The organism is Lacisediminihabitans sp. (assembly GCF_036404185.1).
Lineage (GTDB): Bacteria > Actinomycetota > Actinomycetes > Actinomycetales > Microbacteriaceae > Lacisediminihabitans.
Genome location: NZ_DASWPB010000069.1, coordinates 1 through 16,434 on the forward strand (window position 1 = coordinate 1; position 16,434 = coordinate 16,434).

At 67.2% G+C, this 16,434-nt stretch carries 13 protein-coding genes; 8 read left to right on the top strand and 5 right to left on the bottom strand.

The annotated features are described in order from the left end of the window. The coding region (locus VGC18_RS03735; RefSeq protein ID WP_331094382.1) for a LysR family transcriptional regulator at positions 1-148 on the bottom strand (148 nt) is incomplete at its 3' end. A 101-nt stretch (positions 149-249) separates the two neighbouring features. Here VGC18_RS03735 and alsS point away from each other — a divergent pair. Together alsS and budA are read left to right on the top strand one after the other, a co-directional pair. Next, the gene (gene alsS, locus VGC18_RS03740) at positions 250-1,953 is read left to right on the top strand and encodes an acetolactate synthase AlsS (RefSeq protein WP_331094360.1); all 1,704 of its coding nucleotides are present in this window, start codon (positions 250-252) and stop codon (positions 1,951-1,953) included. A gap of 53 nt (positions 1,954-2,006) precedes the next feature. After that, positions 2,007-2,741: an acetolactate decarboxylase gene (gene budA / locus VGC18_RS03745; RefSeq protein WP_331094362.1), complete on the top strand. Its 735-nt coding sequence runs from the start codon at positions 2,007-2,009 to the stop codon at positions 2,739-2,741. A 73-nt stretch (positions 2,742-2,814) separates the two neighbouring features. Here the strand turns inward: budA and VGC18_RS03750 are convergent, their stop codons facing one another. Beyond that, complete coding sequence (locus VGC18_RS03750) at positions 2,815-5,274, bottom strand: GH36-type glycosyl hydrolase domain-containing protein (protein ID WP_331094364.1); 2,460 nt, start codon at positions 5,272-5,274, stop codon at positions 2,815-2,817. 272 nt (positions 5,275-5,546) lie between these two features. Here VGC18_RS03750 and VGC18_RS03755 point away from each other — a divergent pair, with 272 nt between their 5' ends. The 5 genes from VGC18_RS03755 to VGC18_RS03775 all read left to right on the top strand — a co-directional run bounded on the left by VGC18_RS03755 (position 5,547) and on the right by VGC18_RS03775 (position 11,842). Next, entirely contained in the window at positions 5,547-6,572 is a 1,026-nt protein-coding gene (locus VGC18_RS03755; protein WP_331094366.1) for a LacI family DNA-binding transcriptional regulator, read from the top strand. A gap of 172 nt (positions 6,573-6,744) precedes the next feature. After that, positions 6,745-8,379 carry a glycoside hydrolase family 13 protein gene (locus VGC18_RS03760; RefSeq protein ID WP_331094384.1) on the top strand — a complete coding sequence of 545 codons (1,635 nt, stop codon included), beginning with the start codon at positions 6,745-6,747 and terminating at the stop codon, positions 8,377-8,379. A gap of 68 nt (positions 8,380-8,447) precedes the next feature. Further along, positions 8,448-9,827, top strand: coding sequence for an ABC transporter substrate-binding protein (locus VGC18_RS03765; protein ID WP_331094368.1), 1,380 nt, complete (start codon positions 8,448-8,450; stop codon positions 9,825-9,827). A gap of 99 nt (positions 9,828-9,926) precedes the next feature. Beyond that, positions 9,927-10,862 carry a sugar ABC transporter permease gene (locus tag VGC18_RS03770; protein WP_331094370.1) on the top strand — a complete coding sequence of 312 codons (936 nt, stop codon included), beginning with the start codon at positions 9,927-9,929 and terminating at the stop codon, positions 10,860-10,862. Continuing rightward, positions 10,859-11,842, top strand: coding sequence for a carbohydrate ABC transporter permease (locus VGC18_RS03775; RefSeq protein ID WP_331094372.1), 984 nt, complete (start codon positions 10,859-10,861; stop codon positions 11,840-11,842). The genes VGC18_RS03770 and VGC18_RS03775 overlap by 4 nt, the downstream gene beginning before the upstream one ends. 9 nt (positions 11,843-11,851) lie before the next feature. On the opposite strand, the gene VGC18_RS03780 is transcribed toward VGC18_RS03775, so the two are convergent. The 3 genes from VGC18_RS03780 to VGC18_RS03790 all read right to left on the bottom strand — a co-directional run bounded on the left by VGC18_RS03780 (position 11,852) and on the right by VGC18_RS03790 (position 15,719). Continuing rightward, positions 11,852-12,685, bottom strand: coding sequence for an aldo/keto reductase (locus VGC18_RS03780; protein WP_331094374.1), 834 nt, complete (start codon positions 12,683-12,685; stop codon positions 11,852-11,854). 89 nt (positions 12,686-12,774) lie between these two features. Beyond that, positions 12,775-14,157 (bottom strand): Re/Si-specific NAD(P)(+) transhydrogenase subunit beta, encoded by a 1,383-nt coding sequence (pntB, locus tag VGC18_RS03785; protein WP_331094376.1) that lies wholly within the window; start codon positions 14,155-14,157, stop codon positions 12,775-12,777. 5 nt (positions 14,158-14,162) lie between these two features. After that, positions 14,163-15,719, bottom strand: a complete 1,557-nt coding sequence (locus VGC18_RS03790) for a Re/Si-specific NAD(P)(+) transhydrogenase subunit alpha (RefSeq protein ID WP_331094378.1) — start codon at positions 15,717-15,719, stop codon at positions 14,163-14,165. Between the two features lie 484 nt (positions 15,720-16,203). Here VGC18_RS03790 and VGC18_RS03795 point away from each other — a divergent pair. Next, positions 16,204-16,434, top strand: a 231-nt coding sequence (locus VGC18_RS03795; RefSeq protein WP_331094380.1) for a hypothetical protein, incomplete at its 3' end; no start/stop codon positions are given.

The following is a 16,434-nucleotide window of genomic DNA, read 5'->3' on the forward strand; positions in this document are numbered from 1 at the left end:
GGTCGAACAGCTCGACCCCGAGCTCGCGCTCCAGCGATCGCACCTGGGCGGAGACGGCCGACTGGGCGGTGAGCAGCCGCTCGGCCGCCCTGGTGAAGCTCAGCTCGCGCGCGACCGTCCAGAACACCTCGAGCTGTCGCACGTCCATCCTCGAATTATCGCAGAAACAGATCTGTTCCTTCACTTTTCTGCGCTTGTTCGGATGGGATGGGGAGAGCACACTGAGAGTGTCACGAGGAAGGACCCAGCATGACAGTGACCATTCCCACTCCCGCCCCCGTATCCACCCCCGCCCCCGCCTTCCGGCGCGCGGCCGATCGGGTCGTCGAGACCCTGGAGGCCTGCGGCGTGAAGTGGATCTTCGGCATCCCCGGCGCCAAGATCGATCCGGTCTACGACGCCCTGGCGGACGGCGGCCCTCAGCTCATCATCACGAGGCACGAGCAGAACGCCGCCTTCATGGCCGCGGCGATCGGCCGCCTGACCGGCATCCCCGGCGTCGCACTCGTCACGAGCGGTCCGGGCACCAGCAATCTCGTCACCGGCCTCATCACCGCCACGACGGAGGGCGACCCGATGGTCGCCATCTGCGGCGCGGTGCCGCGTACCGACCGGCTCAAGCGCACCCATCAGTCGATGAACGCCGAATCCCTGCTCTCCGTCGTCACGAAGAGCGCGGACGAGGTGGTCTCCGCGGACAACGTCCCCGAGGCGATCGCGAACGCCTTCCGCCTGGCCGCGACCGAGCCGCGCGGGGCGACCGCCGTCATCCTCCCCTCCGACGTGTCCGCGGAGCTCACCGCCGTGAGCATCACGACGCCCATGCCCGCCGTCCCCCTCGGGGCCGCCGCCCCAGCCGCCATCGATCGCGCCGTGGAGCTGCTGCGCACCGCCTCGTTCCCGGTGATCCTTGCCGGTGCCCGTTCCGGTGCCGACGCGGTGGTCGCCGCGCTCCATCGGCTGCTGCGTCAGACCGAGCTGCCCGTCGTCGAGACCTTCCAGGCCGCCGGCGTGATCTCCCGCGAGCTCGAGGACCACTACCTCGGCCGCGTCGGCCAGTTCCGCAACCAGCCGGGTGACGTCCTCCTGCATCGCGCCGACGTCATCCTGACCATCGGCTACGACTTCGTGGAATACGGACCGTCGAACTGGAACACCGATCGCGAACGGACGATCATCCACCTGGACGAGCTGGCCGCCGACATCGACGACTACTACCGCCCCACCGTCGAGCTGCGGGGGGACATCCCCTCGACCATCGACGAGCTGACAGCGCGTCTGGTCGGCCTCTCCCTCGACGAGGATGCGCGTGCCGTCGTCGACATGGAGCGGGGCAGGCTCACCGCACCCGCTGGGCAGCCGCACGACGACAGCCACGGCGTGCATCCGGTCGACCTGATCCTCCGGATGCGCGAGCTGCTGCCCGATGAGACGACCGTCGCCTGCGACGTCGGATCGCACTACATCTTCATGGCGCGGCATTTCCGCACCTACCGGCCGCGCACGCTCCTGTTCTCGAACGGGCAGCAGACGCTCGGAGTCGCCATGCCGTGGGCGATCGCGGCGACTCTTGCCAGGCCGGGACAGCCCGTCGTGTCGGTCTCCGGCGACGGCGGTTTCCTGTTCTCGGCGATGGAGCTCGAGACGGCCGTGCGGCTCGGCTCGACCTTCACCCACATCGTCTTCAACGACGGGACCTACGACATGGTCGCCTTCCAGCAGGTGCAGAAGTATGGACGGGTGAGCGGTGTGCAGCTCGGCGACTACGACGTGGTGCGCTACGCCGAGGCCTTCGGGGCGCACGGGCATCGTGCGACCACCCTCGAGGAGTTCGAGCTGGCGCTGCGCACCTCGATGGCGGAGCAGGGCCCGAGCATCATCGACGTCCGCGTCGACTACTCGAACAACCTGGCGGAGCTCGCGACCGAGCTGCGCGGGGACGAACTGCAGTGATCACGGCGACGAATCCGGCAGGCACAACACCGGCCGCGGCGAGGGGAAAGACGATGAGCACCACCGGAGTGGTCACCAGGCACGAAGTCTTCCAGACCAGTCTCATGAGCGCACTGCTCGACGGGGTCTATGAGGACGAGATGACGATCGGAGAGCTGCTCGGCCACGGCGGCTTCGGGATCGGCACCTTCAACGCCCTCGACGGCGAACTGCTTGTCCTCGGCGGCGTCGCCTACCAGCTCCGCGGGGACGGCACCGTCACCAGGGCCGCGCTGGACGAGCGCACACCGTATTCCGTCGTGACCAACTTCGTGCCGCACATCCACGCCGAGTTCCCCGCGGACGTGACGCGGACGCAGGCATCCGTCTTCATCGACACGCTGCTGCCGAGCCAGAACTACATGTATGCCCTGCGCATCACCGGGGAGTTCTCCTCCGTGCGCACGAGAACGGTGGTCAAGCAGGAGAAGCCGTACCGGCCGATGGTGGAGGCGACGGACGACGACGAGATCCGCGAGGTCGACGACGTGCGCGGGACGATCGTCGGGTTCCGCACGCCGCTCTACGAGCAGGGGATCTCCGTGCCCGGCTGCCACGTGCACTTCATCGACGACGACCGCACCCGTGGCGGTCACGTGCTCGACTTCGAGCTGCGCCACGGCGAGGTGGAGCTGTGCCTCGGGACCGATCTCCAGCTGCGCCTGCCGCTGACGAGCGACTTCCAGTCCGCCGACCTGTCGCCCGAGGACCTGCAGCGACAGCTCGACAAGACAGAGTCGCACGCCTGAGCCGCGAGCGCCTCGCGGGAGTGCCCGATGGCGGCCGGGCACTCCCGCGAGTTCGTGGTGCGGAAAGACGCTCCTAGAGGCTCGCCCGCACGTGTACGGTCGTCCCCGCCGGCGCGTAGGGGATGGTCCGGCCAGAGATGGGCGTGCCGTCCACCTCGAGAGTGGCCCGGACGCCGTCCCTGCCCGAGTTGGTCACGGTGATGACATAGGTCGCCCCGCGGGCCTGCCTGGTGACGGTGAACTCCGGGATGTCCGGCCCGATCTGGGGGTCGACCACGAGGCCGTCGTAGTCGGTACGCACCCCGAGCAGGTACTGGGAGACGGTCACGAAGTTCCAGGCCGCGGTGCCGGTGAGCCACGAGTTCTTGGCCTCTCCGTGCCGCTGCGCCTCCTTGCCGGCGATCATCTGCGCGTACACGTACGGCTCGAGCCGGTGCACCTCTGAGATGTCCTCCCGGTAGGCGGGGGCGATCTTCCGATAGTGGTCGAAGGCCTTGCCCCCGCGCCCGAGCACCGTCTCACCGATGATGACCCAGGGGTTGTTGTGGCAGAAGATGCCGCCGTTCTCCTTGTATCCCGGCGGGTAGGTCGAGACCTCGCCGAGCTCGATCCGGTAGCTCTTGTATGCCGGGTACTGCAGCACGAGCCCGTGCTCCGAGCCGAGCAGCCTGTCGACGGAGTCGAGCGCCCGGAAGGCGGGACTGGTGGGGGACGGGGTGCCGTCCGCCTCGTGCTCGACGCCGACTCCGGCGAGGACGGCGAAGCCCTGAGGCTCGATCCAGATCTGTCCCTCGGTGTCCTCGTGGGTGCCGACCTTGTTGCCGTAGAAGTCGTACGCCCGCAGGAACCATTCGCCGTCCCAGCCGTGGCTGAGCAGCGCCTCGCTCATGTCGGCGGCCGCGGCGACGGCACGGGCGCTCTCTGCGGTGTCGCCCCTGTGCCTCGCGATGGCCGCGTACTCGCCCGCGGCCAGGACGAACTGGGCGGCGATGAAGGTCGACTCCGCGACACCGCCGGCCTGGTTCTCGGTGGTCTGGAAGGACTCGCCTGGGGTGGTGGAGAAGCAGTTGAGGTTGAGGCAGTCGTTCCAGTCGGCGCGCCCGATCAGCGGCAGGCCGTGCGGGCCGAGGTTGTTCAGCGTGAACTCGAACGAGCGGGTGAGGTGCGTGTACAGGGTGTCGGCGAGTTCGTCGTCGTTGTCGAAGGCGACCCTCTCGTCGAGGATGCTGAAGTCACCGGTCTCCTTGAGGTAGGCATCCACTCCCACGATCAGCCAGGCGGGATCGTCGTTGAAGCCGGAACCGAGCTCGTTGTTTCCGCGCTTGGTCAGCGGCTGATACTGGTGGTAGGCCGAGCCGTCCGGGCGCTGGGTGGCCGCGATGTCGAGGATGCGCTCGCGGGCGCGGTCGGGGATCAGGTGCACGAAGCCGAGCAGGTCCTGGGCCGAGTCGCGGAAGCCCATGCCCCGTCCGATGCCGGTCTCGAAGTAGGAGGCCGAGCGTGACATGTTGAAGGTGACCATGCACTGGTACTGGTTCCAGATGTTCACCATGCGGTTGAGCTTGTCGTCGGGAGAGTCGACGGTGTAGGTGGACAGCAGGCTGGTCCAGTAGTCGCCAAGCGCCTCGAAGGCGGCGTCGGCCGCCTCGGTCGTGCCCAGCCGAGCCAGCAGCGCCTCCGCGCGGGCCTTGTTGACGATCTGCTTGGCATCGTCCGCCCACTTGTCGTCGCCATTCTCGACGTAGCCGAGCACGAAGACGAGGTCGCGGCTCTCGCCGGGCTCGAGGCTCAGGTCGATCTGGTGCGAGCCGATGGGATACCAGCCGGAGGCGATCGAGTTCTGGGCCTTGCCGGCATGCGGCACCTTCGCCTCGCCGAGCGTCTCATAGAGCCCGACGAAGGTCTCCCGGTCGGTGTCGAAGCCGGCGATCTCCGCGTTCACGGAGTAGACGGCGTAGTGGTCACGGCGCTCGCGGTATTCGGTCTTGTGGTAGATCGTGCTTCCGACGACCTCGACCTCGGCCAGGGAGAGATTGCGCTGATAGTTGGTCTGGTCGTCCTGGGCGTTCCAGAGGCAGAACTCGAGGTAGGAGAACAGGGAGAACGACTTGACCCCATCCGAGGTGTTGGTGATGGTCACCTTCTGCACCTCCGCCGTCTCGCCGAGGGGGACGAAATACAGGGTGGAGACGCTGAGACCGCCCCGCTCGCCGGTGACCCGGGTGTAGCCCATGCCGTGCCGGGTCTCGAAGTGGTCGAGCTCCTTCTTCATCGGCAGCCAGGTCGGGGTCCAGACGTCCCCGCCGTCGTTGATGAAGAAGTACCGTCCGCCGGAGTCGGTGGGGATGTCGTTGTAGCGATACCTGGTCAGACGGCGCATCTTCGCGTCCTTGTAGAAGCTGTAACCGCCCGCGGTGTGCGAGATCAGCGAGAAGAAGTCCTCGCTGCCCAGATAGTTGATCCAGGGATAGGGGGTCAGCGGGGTCGTGATGACGTATTCCCTGGCCTCGTCGTCGAAGTGACCGTACTTCATGGTTATGCCCTTCCGCGATGGACGGCGACGGAAGGCCGTGTGGTTTCGGGCCATTCCGATTCCACCGAAGATACTGCGCCGGATCAACTGTGAGAGCGCTCTCATGGCGTCTCGGGCACCACTATAGCAAGACCGAACCGCACCGGCACGATCCTTGTGGGACAGGCCGTCCATCGTGCAGAAAAGCCGGCGCGAGTCCGCGGGCGGCCTTCCTCCGTAAGAGTCTTGCAAGACTTGCGTGAATTTGCGTCTTCCTTGCGTATACTGGCGGCATGACCAAGCGGCTGGCGGAAGTGGCGAAGAAGGTCGGCGTGAGCGAGGCGACCGTCAGCCGGGTGCTGAACGAGAAGCCAGGGGTCTCCGAGGCGACGAGGCAGACGGTGCTCACCGCCCTCGACGTGCTCGGCTACGAGCGTCCGACGAAGCTGCGCGGCGAGCGCGCGAGGCTCGTCGGGCTCTTCCTGCCGGAACTGCACAACCCGATCTTCCCGGTCTTCGGAGAGGTGGTCGGCGGCGCCCTGGCGCAGAACGGCTACACGCCGGTACTGTGCACCCAGAGCGCCGGCGGGATCTCCGAGGCGGACTACGTCGACCTGCTCCTGGAGCAGCAGGTCTCCGGGGTGGTCTTTGTCGGCGGCCAGTACACCCAGCGGGACGCCTCGCACGAGCACTACGCCCGCCTCACCGAGCTCAACCTTCCGACGGTCCTGGTCAACGCGCCGATCGACGGCCTCGGCTTCGCCACGGTCTCCACGGACGACGCCGTCGCCGCGGAGCAGGCGCTCGCCCATCTCCACCAGCTGGGGCACACCAGGATCGGACTGCTCCTGGGGCCGAGCGATCATGTCCCCTCCCTGCGGAAACTCGCCGCAGCACGGCGGGTGGCCGCCGCTCTCGGGCTGACCATCGGCGAGGACCAGATCGTGCAGTCGCTCTACTCCCTCGAGGCGGGCCAGGCCGGTGCCTCCCGGCTGCTGCGGTCGGGTGTCACCGCCATCCTGTGCGCGAGCGATCCGCTCGCGCTCGGCGCCATCAGGGCCGTGCGCCGTGCGGGTCTGGATGTGCCTCGGGACGTCTCCGTCATCGGCTTCGACGACTCGCCGCTCATGAACGCGATCGATCCGCCGCTGACGACGGTCCGTCAGCCCGTCGAGCCCATGGGCCGCATGGTCATCGAGCTGCTCGTCGCCCAGATCGCGGGAACCGGCGTGGGGACCGACGAGTTCCTTTTCGAGCCGGAACTGGTGGTGCGCGGCTCGACCGGGCCGGTGCGCTCCCCGCAAACTCGCGCAAGCTAGGGTAATTTTCTTACTTTCTGTTCAGTTCTTGCGTTAATCTGTTGTTAAAGCTACATTTCCTGGAGCGCCTCTGGGCGCGAAGCCAACACCGTTGTTGACCCCGAGAAATGAGTTCCGCGTGGAGTCGCTCCCCACCCCGCTTGCCACGAGACCGCCGCTCGGCGAGCCGAGGATCATCTCGCCGTCGAGCGACGATCCCGACTGGTGGCGGACCGCCGTCGTCTATGAGATCTACATCCGCAGCTTCGCCGACGGCGACGGAGACGGGACGGGTGACATCGCCGGCGTCCGCTCGCGGCTGGGATACCTTCGTGACCTCGGCGTCGACGCCATCTGGCTCACGCCCTGGTACGACTCGCCGCTGGCGGACGGCGGATACGACGTGGCCGACTACCGGGCCATCAACCCCGCCTTCGGCGACCTCGCCGGCGCGGAGGCGCTCATCCGCGAGGCGCTGGAGATGGGCATCCGGACCATCGTCGACGTCGTCCCGAACCACGTCTCCGACCGGCATCCCTGGTTCCAGGCGGCTCTCGCGGCCGGCCCCGGCTCTCCGGAGCGGGAGCGATTCTGGTTCCGGCGGGGCGGAGGCCCGCTGGGCGACGAGATGCCGACCCACTGGATCTCCGACTTCCAGGGGAGCACCTGGACCCGCACGACCGATGCGGACGGCACACCGGGGGAGTGGTACCTGCACCTGTTCACCCCCGAGCAACCCGATCTCAACTGGAACCACCCCGACGTCGTCCGCGAGTTCGAGGATGTGCTCCGCTTCTGGTTCGACAGGGGGGTGGCCGGCATCCGGATCGACTCGGCGGCGCTCCTGGTCAAGGATCCCGCCCTCCCAGAGGTCCCCGACAACCCCCTGCCCGGTCAGCATCCGACGGTCGATCGCGACGAGCTGCACACCATCTACCGGAACTGGCGCGCCGTCGCCGACTCCTATCCGGGCGCCAGGAGCCTCGTGGGGGAGATCTGGCTGCCGGACATCGACCGGTTCGCCAACTACCTGCGGCCGGACGAGCTGCATACGGCGTTCAACTTCGATTTCCTGGCGAGGCCATGGGATGCCGAGAGCCTGCGCTCGTCGATCGACTCGACCCTCGCCGCTCATGCGCCGGTCGGCGCCCCGTCGACCTGGGTGCTGTCCAACCACGACGTGACCCGTCCGGTGACCAGGTACGGCAGGGAGGACTCCTCGTTCGCCTTCACCGCCAAACGGTTCGGCACACCGACCGATCTGCAGCGGGGAACGAGGAGGGCACGCGCGGCCGCCCTGCTCACGGCCGCCCTGCCCGGCTCTCTCTACATCTATCAGGGGGACGAACTGGGCCTGCCGGAGGTCGAGGACATTCCGCTTGAGCTCATCCAGGACCCGATGTACTTCCGCTCGCAGGGGACGGATCCTGGCAGGGACGGATGCCGTGTCCCGCTGCCGTGGCGGGGAACGGCCCCCGGCCTCGGTTTCGGACCGACGGGGTCTGCGGCTCCCTGGCTCCCGCAGCCGGAGCAGTGGGCGAGCCTCACCGTGGAGAGGCAGGAGCGCGATCCGGCATCGATGCTCCGGCTCTATCGGGACGCGCTGCGCATCCGGCATGCCTCCGCCGCGCTGCTCCGGGGCGGATTCTCCTGGCTGGACTCCCCGGCGGATGTCCTCACCTTCGCCAGGGGCGACCGGTTCGTCAGCGTGACGAACGCGTCCACATCGCCCATCGACCTTCCCTCGCACCACGAGGTCATCCTGAGCTCGGCCCCACTCGATTCCGGCCGGCTTCCCTCCGACTCCACAGCGTGGCTGCGGATCTAGCCGGCCGCGAGGGAACGTGACGCCACACGGCGGATCACAGCACCACCATCCAACAGAAAGGCAAGACAATGAAGTCACCAGGCAAGGTCCTCATCGCCGGCATCGCCGTGCTCGCGACGGCAATCACGCTGGCCGGATGCTCCTCCTCGTCCTCCCCGGCGAGCGACAACGGCAAGGTCCACATCACCGTCGCCAGCCTCATCCCCGGCAGCAGCAAGGCCGCCTTCAAGGCCTTCAATGACCGGGTCGCGGCGTTCGAGAAGGCCAACCCGAAGATCTCCGTCACATCGGAGGAGTACCAGTGGACGGGGCCGAGCTTCTCCACGCAGCTGGCCGGGGGCACCCTGCCGGACGTGTTCAACGTGCCGTTCACCGACTCCAAGACCCTCATCGAGAAGGGCCAGCTGGCCGACATCACCTCACAGGTGAAGGCCCTTCCCTACGCGGACAAGTTCAACAAGAACGTTCTCGACGTCGCACAGGACTCGTCGGGCAAGATCTTCGGGGTTCCCTACGGCCCGTACGCGATGGGCCTGTCCTACAACCGGGCGATCTTCACCAAGGCCGGGCTCGACCCGGACAAGCCTCCGACGACCTGGGACGAGGTGCGTGCGGACGCGAAGACCATCTCGGAGAAGGTCCCCGGGGTGGCCGGCTACATCCAGATGACCTCCGGCAACAACGGCGGATGGGAGCTCGTGACCGCGACCTACGCAAGAGGCGGGCGGGTCGAGACGACCGACTCCTCCGGCAAGACGACCGTCAAGACCGACAACGCCCAGACCAAGGCGGCGCTGCAGTATCTGCATGACCTTCGCTGGGTCGACAACTCGGCCGGCAGCAACTTCCTGCTCGACTGGAGCGGCATCAACCAGGCCTTCGGGGCCGGCCAGATCGCCATGTACCCCAGCGGCTCCGACGTGCTCACCTCGCTGGTCCAGCAGGACAACGTCGATCCGAAGGACTACGGGCTGACCTCGCTTCCCCTGTCGGGGAAGAACGCCGGCGTGCTCAGCGGCGGCAACGTGGCGGCCGTGAGCGTGAAGTCCTCGGCCGCCGAGAAGGCCGCGGCGGTGAAGTGGATCGACTTCTACTACATGCAGCAGCTCGTCAACAAGAAGCAGACGGTGGACGCCGCCAAGGTCCTCGCCGCCAGCAACCAGCCGGTCGGCGTCCCGACGCTCCCGGTCTTCGACCAGGCGACGTACGACCAGCAGCAGTCCTGGATCAAGCCGCAGGTGAACATCCCGCTGTCGAACGTGGCGCCGTTCACCTCGACGATCTTCTCGCAGCCGATCGTCCCCGAGCCGAGCAAGAACACCCAGCAGCTCTACGGCGCCCTCGACGCCGTGGTCCAGGCGGTGCTCACCGACAAGAACGCGAACATCGACACACTCCTGAAGGGTGTCGACACTCAGATCCAGGCCCTGGTCGACGCCGGGAACTGATCGAGAATCCTCGGGCTGGCGGGGAGGGGACTCCCCGCCGGCCTCCTCACAGGCCGGCCTCCCCACAGACCAGCCTCCCTCAGAGAAGAGACAAGCGACATGACCACTCTCGAACGGCCGGTCACGACCGTGCCCCGCCGGCGAACTCCAGCGACCTGGTTCCGCGGCGGCGGCCTCACCAACCTGATCTTCCTCCTGCCGCTGCTCATCATCTTCGGCGTGTTCTCCTGGACGCCGATCGTCGAGGCGATCGTGATGAGCGTTCAGAAGACCAACCTCGTCACCGCGGCGACCTTCGTCGGCTGGGACAACTTCGCCCAGGTGTTCAGGGACCCGCTGTTCTGGACGGCGGTCAGGAACACGGGATACTTCGCGCTGCTCGCCCTCGTCTTCGGCTACCCGCTGCCGCTCATCGTCGCCGTGCTCATGAGCGAGGTGCGCCGGGCGAAGGGGCTGTTCAGCGCCCTGGCCTACCTGCCTGTCGTCGTCCCGCCCGTCGTCGCCGTGCTGCTGTGGAAGTTCTTCTACGACGCGAGTCCGACCGGGGTGTTCAACACGATCCTCGGCTGGGTGGGGATCCCGGCCCAGCCATGGATCCAGAGCGCGGCCAGCGCCATGCCATCGCTAGTCCTCGAGGCGACCTGGGCGGGGGCGGGAGGCACCATCATCATCTACCTCGCCGCGCTCACCGGGGTGGCCTCGGAGCTGTACGACGCGGCCGAGGTGGACGGCGCATCCATCTGGAAGAAGATCTGGCACGTGACTCTGCCGCAGCTGCGGGGCATCCTCCTGGTCACGCTCATCCTGCAGATCATCGGCACCACCCAGGTGTTCCTCGAGCCCTTCCTCTTCACCGACGGCGGTCCGGCCAACTCGACGGTCACCATCCTTCAGCTCATCTACCGGTACGCCTTCCAGAACAGCCTCGGAGGCGACTACGGCGCCGCGACGGCGCTGAGCATCCTGCTCGCCGTCTTCCTCGCGGTGCTCTCCTTCGTCTATTTCCGCGTGACCAAGAATTGGAGCGACAGTTGACGACCACCATGTCCGGGGCCTCGGAGCTCGTCGAGGTCCCCGTTGCACCCGTGACGCAGGCGCGGACCAGGCGCGGACGGAAGGACAGGACGGAGCAGGACTCCGTCGATCGCGGCATCGTCTCCGCGACGGATTGGCGCAGGAAGTCGGTCAGACGGGGATGGCGCACGAGTCACATGATCCTTCTCGTGCTGCTCATCGTCGCCGGCCTCGGACCGCTGCTCTGGCTGGCCAAGTCGGCGATCACCCCGACCCAGGACACCCTGCAGAGCCCCATGGCGATCTTCCCGCACGGAGTGGACTGGTCGACGCTGTCCACCGCGTGGAACACCGTCGGGATCGGCGTCCAGTTCGTCAACACGCTCTGGATCGCGGTGGGATCCTGGTTCCTGCAGCTGCTCGTCGCGACCACCGGGGGCTATGCGCTCGCGGTTCTCCGGCCCAGGTATGCGAAGGTCATCAACGCCCTCGTGCTCGGCACGCTCTTCGTGCCGGCGGTGGTCCTGCTGGTGCCGCTCTACCTGACCATTCTCGATCCGCCGTTGATCCACCACTCGCTGATCAACACCTACTGGGCGGTCTGGCTGCCTGCCGGGGCGAACGCGTTCAACATCCTGCTCGTCACGCGGTTCTTCAACAACCTTCCGCGGGAGGTCTTCGAGGCCGCGAGGACGGAGGGGGCTGGCCCGTTCCGTCTCTTCTGGTCGATCGTGCTCCCGATGTCCAAACCGATCCTCGGGGTCATCTCGGTCTTCGCGATCATCAACGCCTGGAAGGACTACCTCTGGCCGCTCCTGGTGCTGCGCGATCCGGCCGTCCAACCGCTGTCGGTTCGACTGCCGTCGCTGCAGCAGGCGATCCAGCTGGACGTCTACCTCGCGGCCCTGGCCATCTCGACGCTCATCCCGATCGCGCTGTTCCTCATCTTCCAGGGCATGTTCCTGCGCAGCGCCGGGCTGGGCGGCGCGGTGAAGGGCTGAGCGGGCGGTTCAGTTGACCTCGTTCGGATCGCCGCCGACGCGGCGGTTCTCGTCGAGCGCGTCGATGGCGGCCATCTCGTCCGCGTCGAGCTCAAAGCCGAAGACATCCAGGTTCTGGGTCATGCGCTCGCGCGACGTGGACTTCGGGATGACGATGGTGCCCGTCTGCAGGTGCCAGCGCAGCACCACCTGGGCGGGCTGCACGTCGTGGGCCTTCGCGGCGTCCTGGATTGCGGGAAGCCCGAACAGGTCGTATTTGCCCTGACCGAGCGGCCCCCACGCCTCGGTGCGGATGCCGTGCTCCATCTGGAATCGCCTCAGCTCGCGCTGCTGGAAGATCGGGTGGAGCTCGACCTGGTTCACCGCGGGGATGGTCCCGGTCTCGGCGAGGAGCCTCTCCAGGTGCGGCACGAGGAAGTTGCTGACGCCGATGGACCTGGCCCGTCCGTCGGCGGCGAAGGTCCCGAAGGTTCGCCAGGTCTCCACGTACCGGTCGTTCGCGGGCATCGGCCAGTGGATCAGGTACAGATCGACGTAGTCGACGCCGAGCATCCGAAGGCTGCGATCGAAGGCGCCTGCGGCCTCGCCGGCCTTGTGGTGGTCGTTGCGGAGCTTCGTGGTGAGGAAGATCTCCTCACGCGGGATCCCGGATGCCCGGATCGCCGCCCCGACCTCCGTCTCGTTGTTGTAGCCGGTGGCGGTGTCGATGTGACGATAGCCGACCTCGAGCGCATCCTCGACCACCCGCTGCGTCTCCTCCGGGGAGACCAGGAACACCCCGAAGCCGAGCTGGGGGATGGTCGCGCCGGAGTTGAGCCTGAGCTGGGGAACGGGATTCGTCATGGTCATTAACCTAGGAGGCCGGGGCGGTTCCGGTCCAACAACTGAGATCGCAGGGATTCATCCGCGCCGCCGCTGAATCCCCGTCGGTCTCACAGCGCCTTGATGATGTTCTCCACCTGTTCCTTGGCATCGCCGAACAGCATGGCGGTGTTGTCCTTGAAGAACAGCGGGTTCTGAACGCCGGCATACCCGGTGGCCATCGACCGCTTGAAGACGATGACCTGACCGGCCTTCCACACCTCGAGCACGGGCATGCCAGCGATCGGGGAGGTCGGGTCGTCGATGGCGGCGGGGTTGACCGTGTCGTTTGCGCCGATGACGAGCACGACGTCCGTGTCCTCGAAGTCCTCGTTGATCTCATCCATCTCCAGGACGATGTCGTAGGGGACCTTGGCCTCGGCGAGCAGGACATTCATGTGCCCGGGGAGGCGTCCGGCGACCGGATGCACGCCGAAGCGCACCTGGATGCCCATCTTCCTCAGGCTCTGGGTCAGATCGGCGACGGGATACTGCGCCTTGGCGACGGCCATGCCGTACCCGGGGGTGATGACCACCGAGCGGGCGTTCTTGAGCATGTCGGCGGCCTCGTCGGCCTTGATCTCGTGGTAGTCGCCGTAGTCCTTGTCCGATGCGGCGACCGTTCCGCCCTCCGCACCGAAACCGCCGAGGATGACGCTGATGAACGAGCGGTTCATCGCCTTGCACATGATGTACGACAGAATCGCACCGGAGGACCCGACCAGCGCACCGGTGATGATCAGCAGGTTGTTGCCGAGCATGAACCCGGCCGCGGCCGCCGCCCATCCGGAGTACGAGTTGAGCATCGAGACGACCACCGGCATGTCCCCGCCGCCGATGGAGGCGACCAGATGCCAGCCGAGCAGCAGCGCGACGACGGTCATCAGGATGAGCGGCAGCAGGGTGGGCACGACGAGGAACCACGCCAGGAGCCCGAGCGAGACGACGATCGCCGCGAGGTTCAGCCAGTTGCGGCCGGGCAGCATGAGCGGGGTCGACTTGGTGCGTCCAGACAGCTTCAGGTAGGCGACGATCGACCCGGTGAAGGTCACCGCGCCGATGAGCACACCGAGGAACACCTCGACGAGGTGGACGGCGGCGACCGGCTCCGTCAGATACGAGTTGAAGCCGACGAGCACGGCGGCGAGGCCGACGAAACTGTGGAGCATCGCGATGAGCTCCGGCATCTGCGTCATCTCGATGGTGCGGGCACGCAGCATGCCGACGATCAGGCCGATGATCAGCGCCAGCGCGATGAGCAGCAGCGTGACCCAGACCGCGCGCTCGCTCTCCTGGAGCGCGAGCGCGATCGTGGCCAGCAGCGCGAGCGCCATGCCGGACATGCCGAGGATGTTCCCGCGGCGGGCGGTCTCCTGCTTCGACAGCCCGGCGAGGCTGAGGACGAACAGGACGGCCGCGATGACATACACGGCCTGGACGAGTTGGGTCAGCATTTGGTTCAGTTCCCCTTTCGGAACATGCCGAGCATGCGGTATGCGACGAGGAAGCCACCGAAGATGTTGACGCTCGCGACCGCCGCGGCCACAAACGCGATGGTCGACACGACCCAGTTGTCATTGCCGATTTGGAGCAGCGCGCCGACCAGGATGATGCCGGAGATCGCGTTCGTCTGGGCCATCAGCGGCGTGTGCAGCGAGTGGCTGACATTCGAGATGACGTAGTACCCGACGAAGACCGCGAGGATAAACACCGTGAAGTATCCGGTGAACGATCCGGGGGAGAAGGTGATCGCCAGCGCAACGAGCACGGCCGCGAGGCCGTAGAGGATGCCGCGGCGGAGGGACTTGCGCTTCGCCGCCCGCGCCTGGGCGGCCAGCTCATCCGGCGTCAGCGGCTTGGCCTTCTGAGCGGCCGCCGCTGGCTGCGCGGCGGAGACCTGCACGGGTGGCGGCGGCCAGAGGATCTCGCCGCTGTGCACGACAGTCATGCCGCGCTGCACGACGTCGTCGAGGTCGAGGACGAGCTGCCCGTCCTTGGCGGGTGTGAGCAGCTTCATGAGGTTGACGATGTTGGTGCCGAACAGCTGCGAAGTGTGCTGGGGCATGCGGCTGGTGAGGTCCGTGTAGCCGATGATGATGACACCGTTGTCGGTGACGATCTTCTGTCCGGGCACCGTGAGTTCGCAGTTGCCGCCTCCCGAGGCGGCGAGGTCGACGATCACGCTGCCCGGCCGCATCGCGGCGACCATCTCGGCGGTGATCGTGCGCGGTGCCTTGCCCCGGACGAGTGCGGTGGTGATGACGATGTCGGCCTTCGCCGTCTCCTCGGCGTACATCCGCATGGTGAGGAGCTCCTGCTCCTCGGTGAGGTCGCTGGCATAGCCGTCCGCGCTCACCTGCTGCTGCGCGGTCTCGGCCTGGACGAACTGCGCGCCCATCGACTCGATCTGCTCGCCGACCTCTGGACGCACGTCGAAGGCGCGGACCTGGGCGCCGAGGCTGCCCGCGGCCCCGATCGCCGCGAGACCGGCCACGCCGGCGCCGATGATGAACACGTTCGCGGGATAGGTCTTCCCCGCCGCGGTCACCTGCCCGGCGAACATCCCGCCGTACTCCTCGGCCGCCTCGATCACGGCCCGATATCCGCTGACGTTCGACATCGTGCTGAGCACGTCCAACGACTGCGCGCGGGAGATCCGGGGCACCGCGTCCAGCGCGAGTGCGGTGAGGCCTCGTGCGGAGAGCTTCTCCAGCAGCTCGGGATGCGAGCCGGGGGTCATCGTCGAGGCGACGACGGTTCCCGGCTTCATCGCGGCGATCTCCTCGTCGACGGGGGCGTTCACCATCGCGACGACGTCACTCGACCAGACCGCCGCGGAGTCCCCGATGCTCGCGCCCGCCTCGGCGAAGGCGGCATCGGGGAAGTTGGCCTCGAGGCCGGCTCCGGACTCGACGACGACCTCATAGCCCAGCTTGATCAGCTGACCGGTCGTCTTCGGCGTCGCGGCGACGAGCCGTTCCCCATCGCGAACCTCGCGGGGAATTCCTATCCTCATCTGTCTCTCCTGTTCATGGGCACTGCACGGGACGGCGGTTCGCTGACAGCCGTTCCGCCGGTCGATGGTCTTCCGCAGGCTTCGTCCCCCGCTCGCGCCGACATCGGTCGTCGAGCGCCGTGCGGGGTCGCCGTCTCGGAATGGGCCTGCCTACACCGGTTCTCGTTCCGGTCGGGATGGTGCGGGAATGGTGCCGCGGGGGTCGCCCTCATGCGGGAAGCGGGCGGCGGAATCCGCGGGCGAAGGCGGCGTCCGTTCCGGGAAGCGATTCGATGCCTCGATGCCGGAGGAGGCGGCCGGGATGCGCGTCGGATGTTCGAGAACGACCGAACCGTCCGAGGCCGCGGTCATCACAATCGTGCATGGTTCAGGTATATCACCAGGATCCCCGTGGTCAGGACCGTCGCGGTCCGGCGCGGGCGCCGCCTTCCGGTCGAAAGCGCCACCGCTCGACGGAGAAATCCTTCGCCGCTATCGTGAGGGAATGGTCCTCCGGGGAATGATGACGCGGCCGAGCGGCTCCCACCGCGATCAGGTCGTGGCGGCGTCGATCGAGCTCTCCAACCTGCTTGCACCCGGGTTCTCCGGTGGTTACGCCTACGTCGCGCCGGCGGATCGCGAAGAATGGGCGCGCGCGGGCAACCGGATCTTCTCCCGGTTCGAGGACCACTGGATGCCCTTCGAGGCGGTCGACACGGAGGATCTCGGCCGGCTG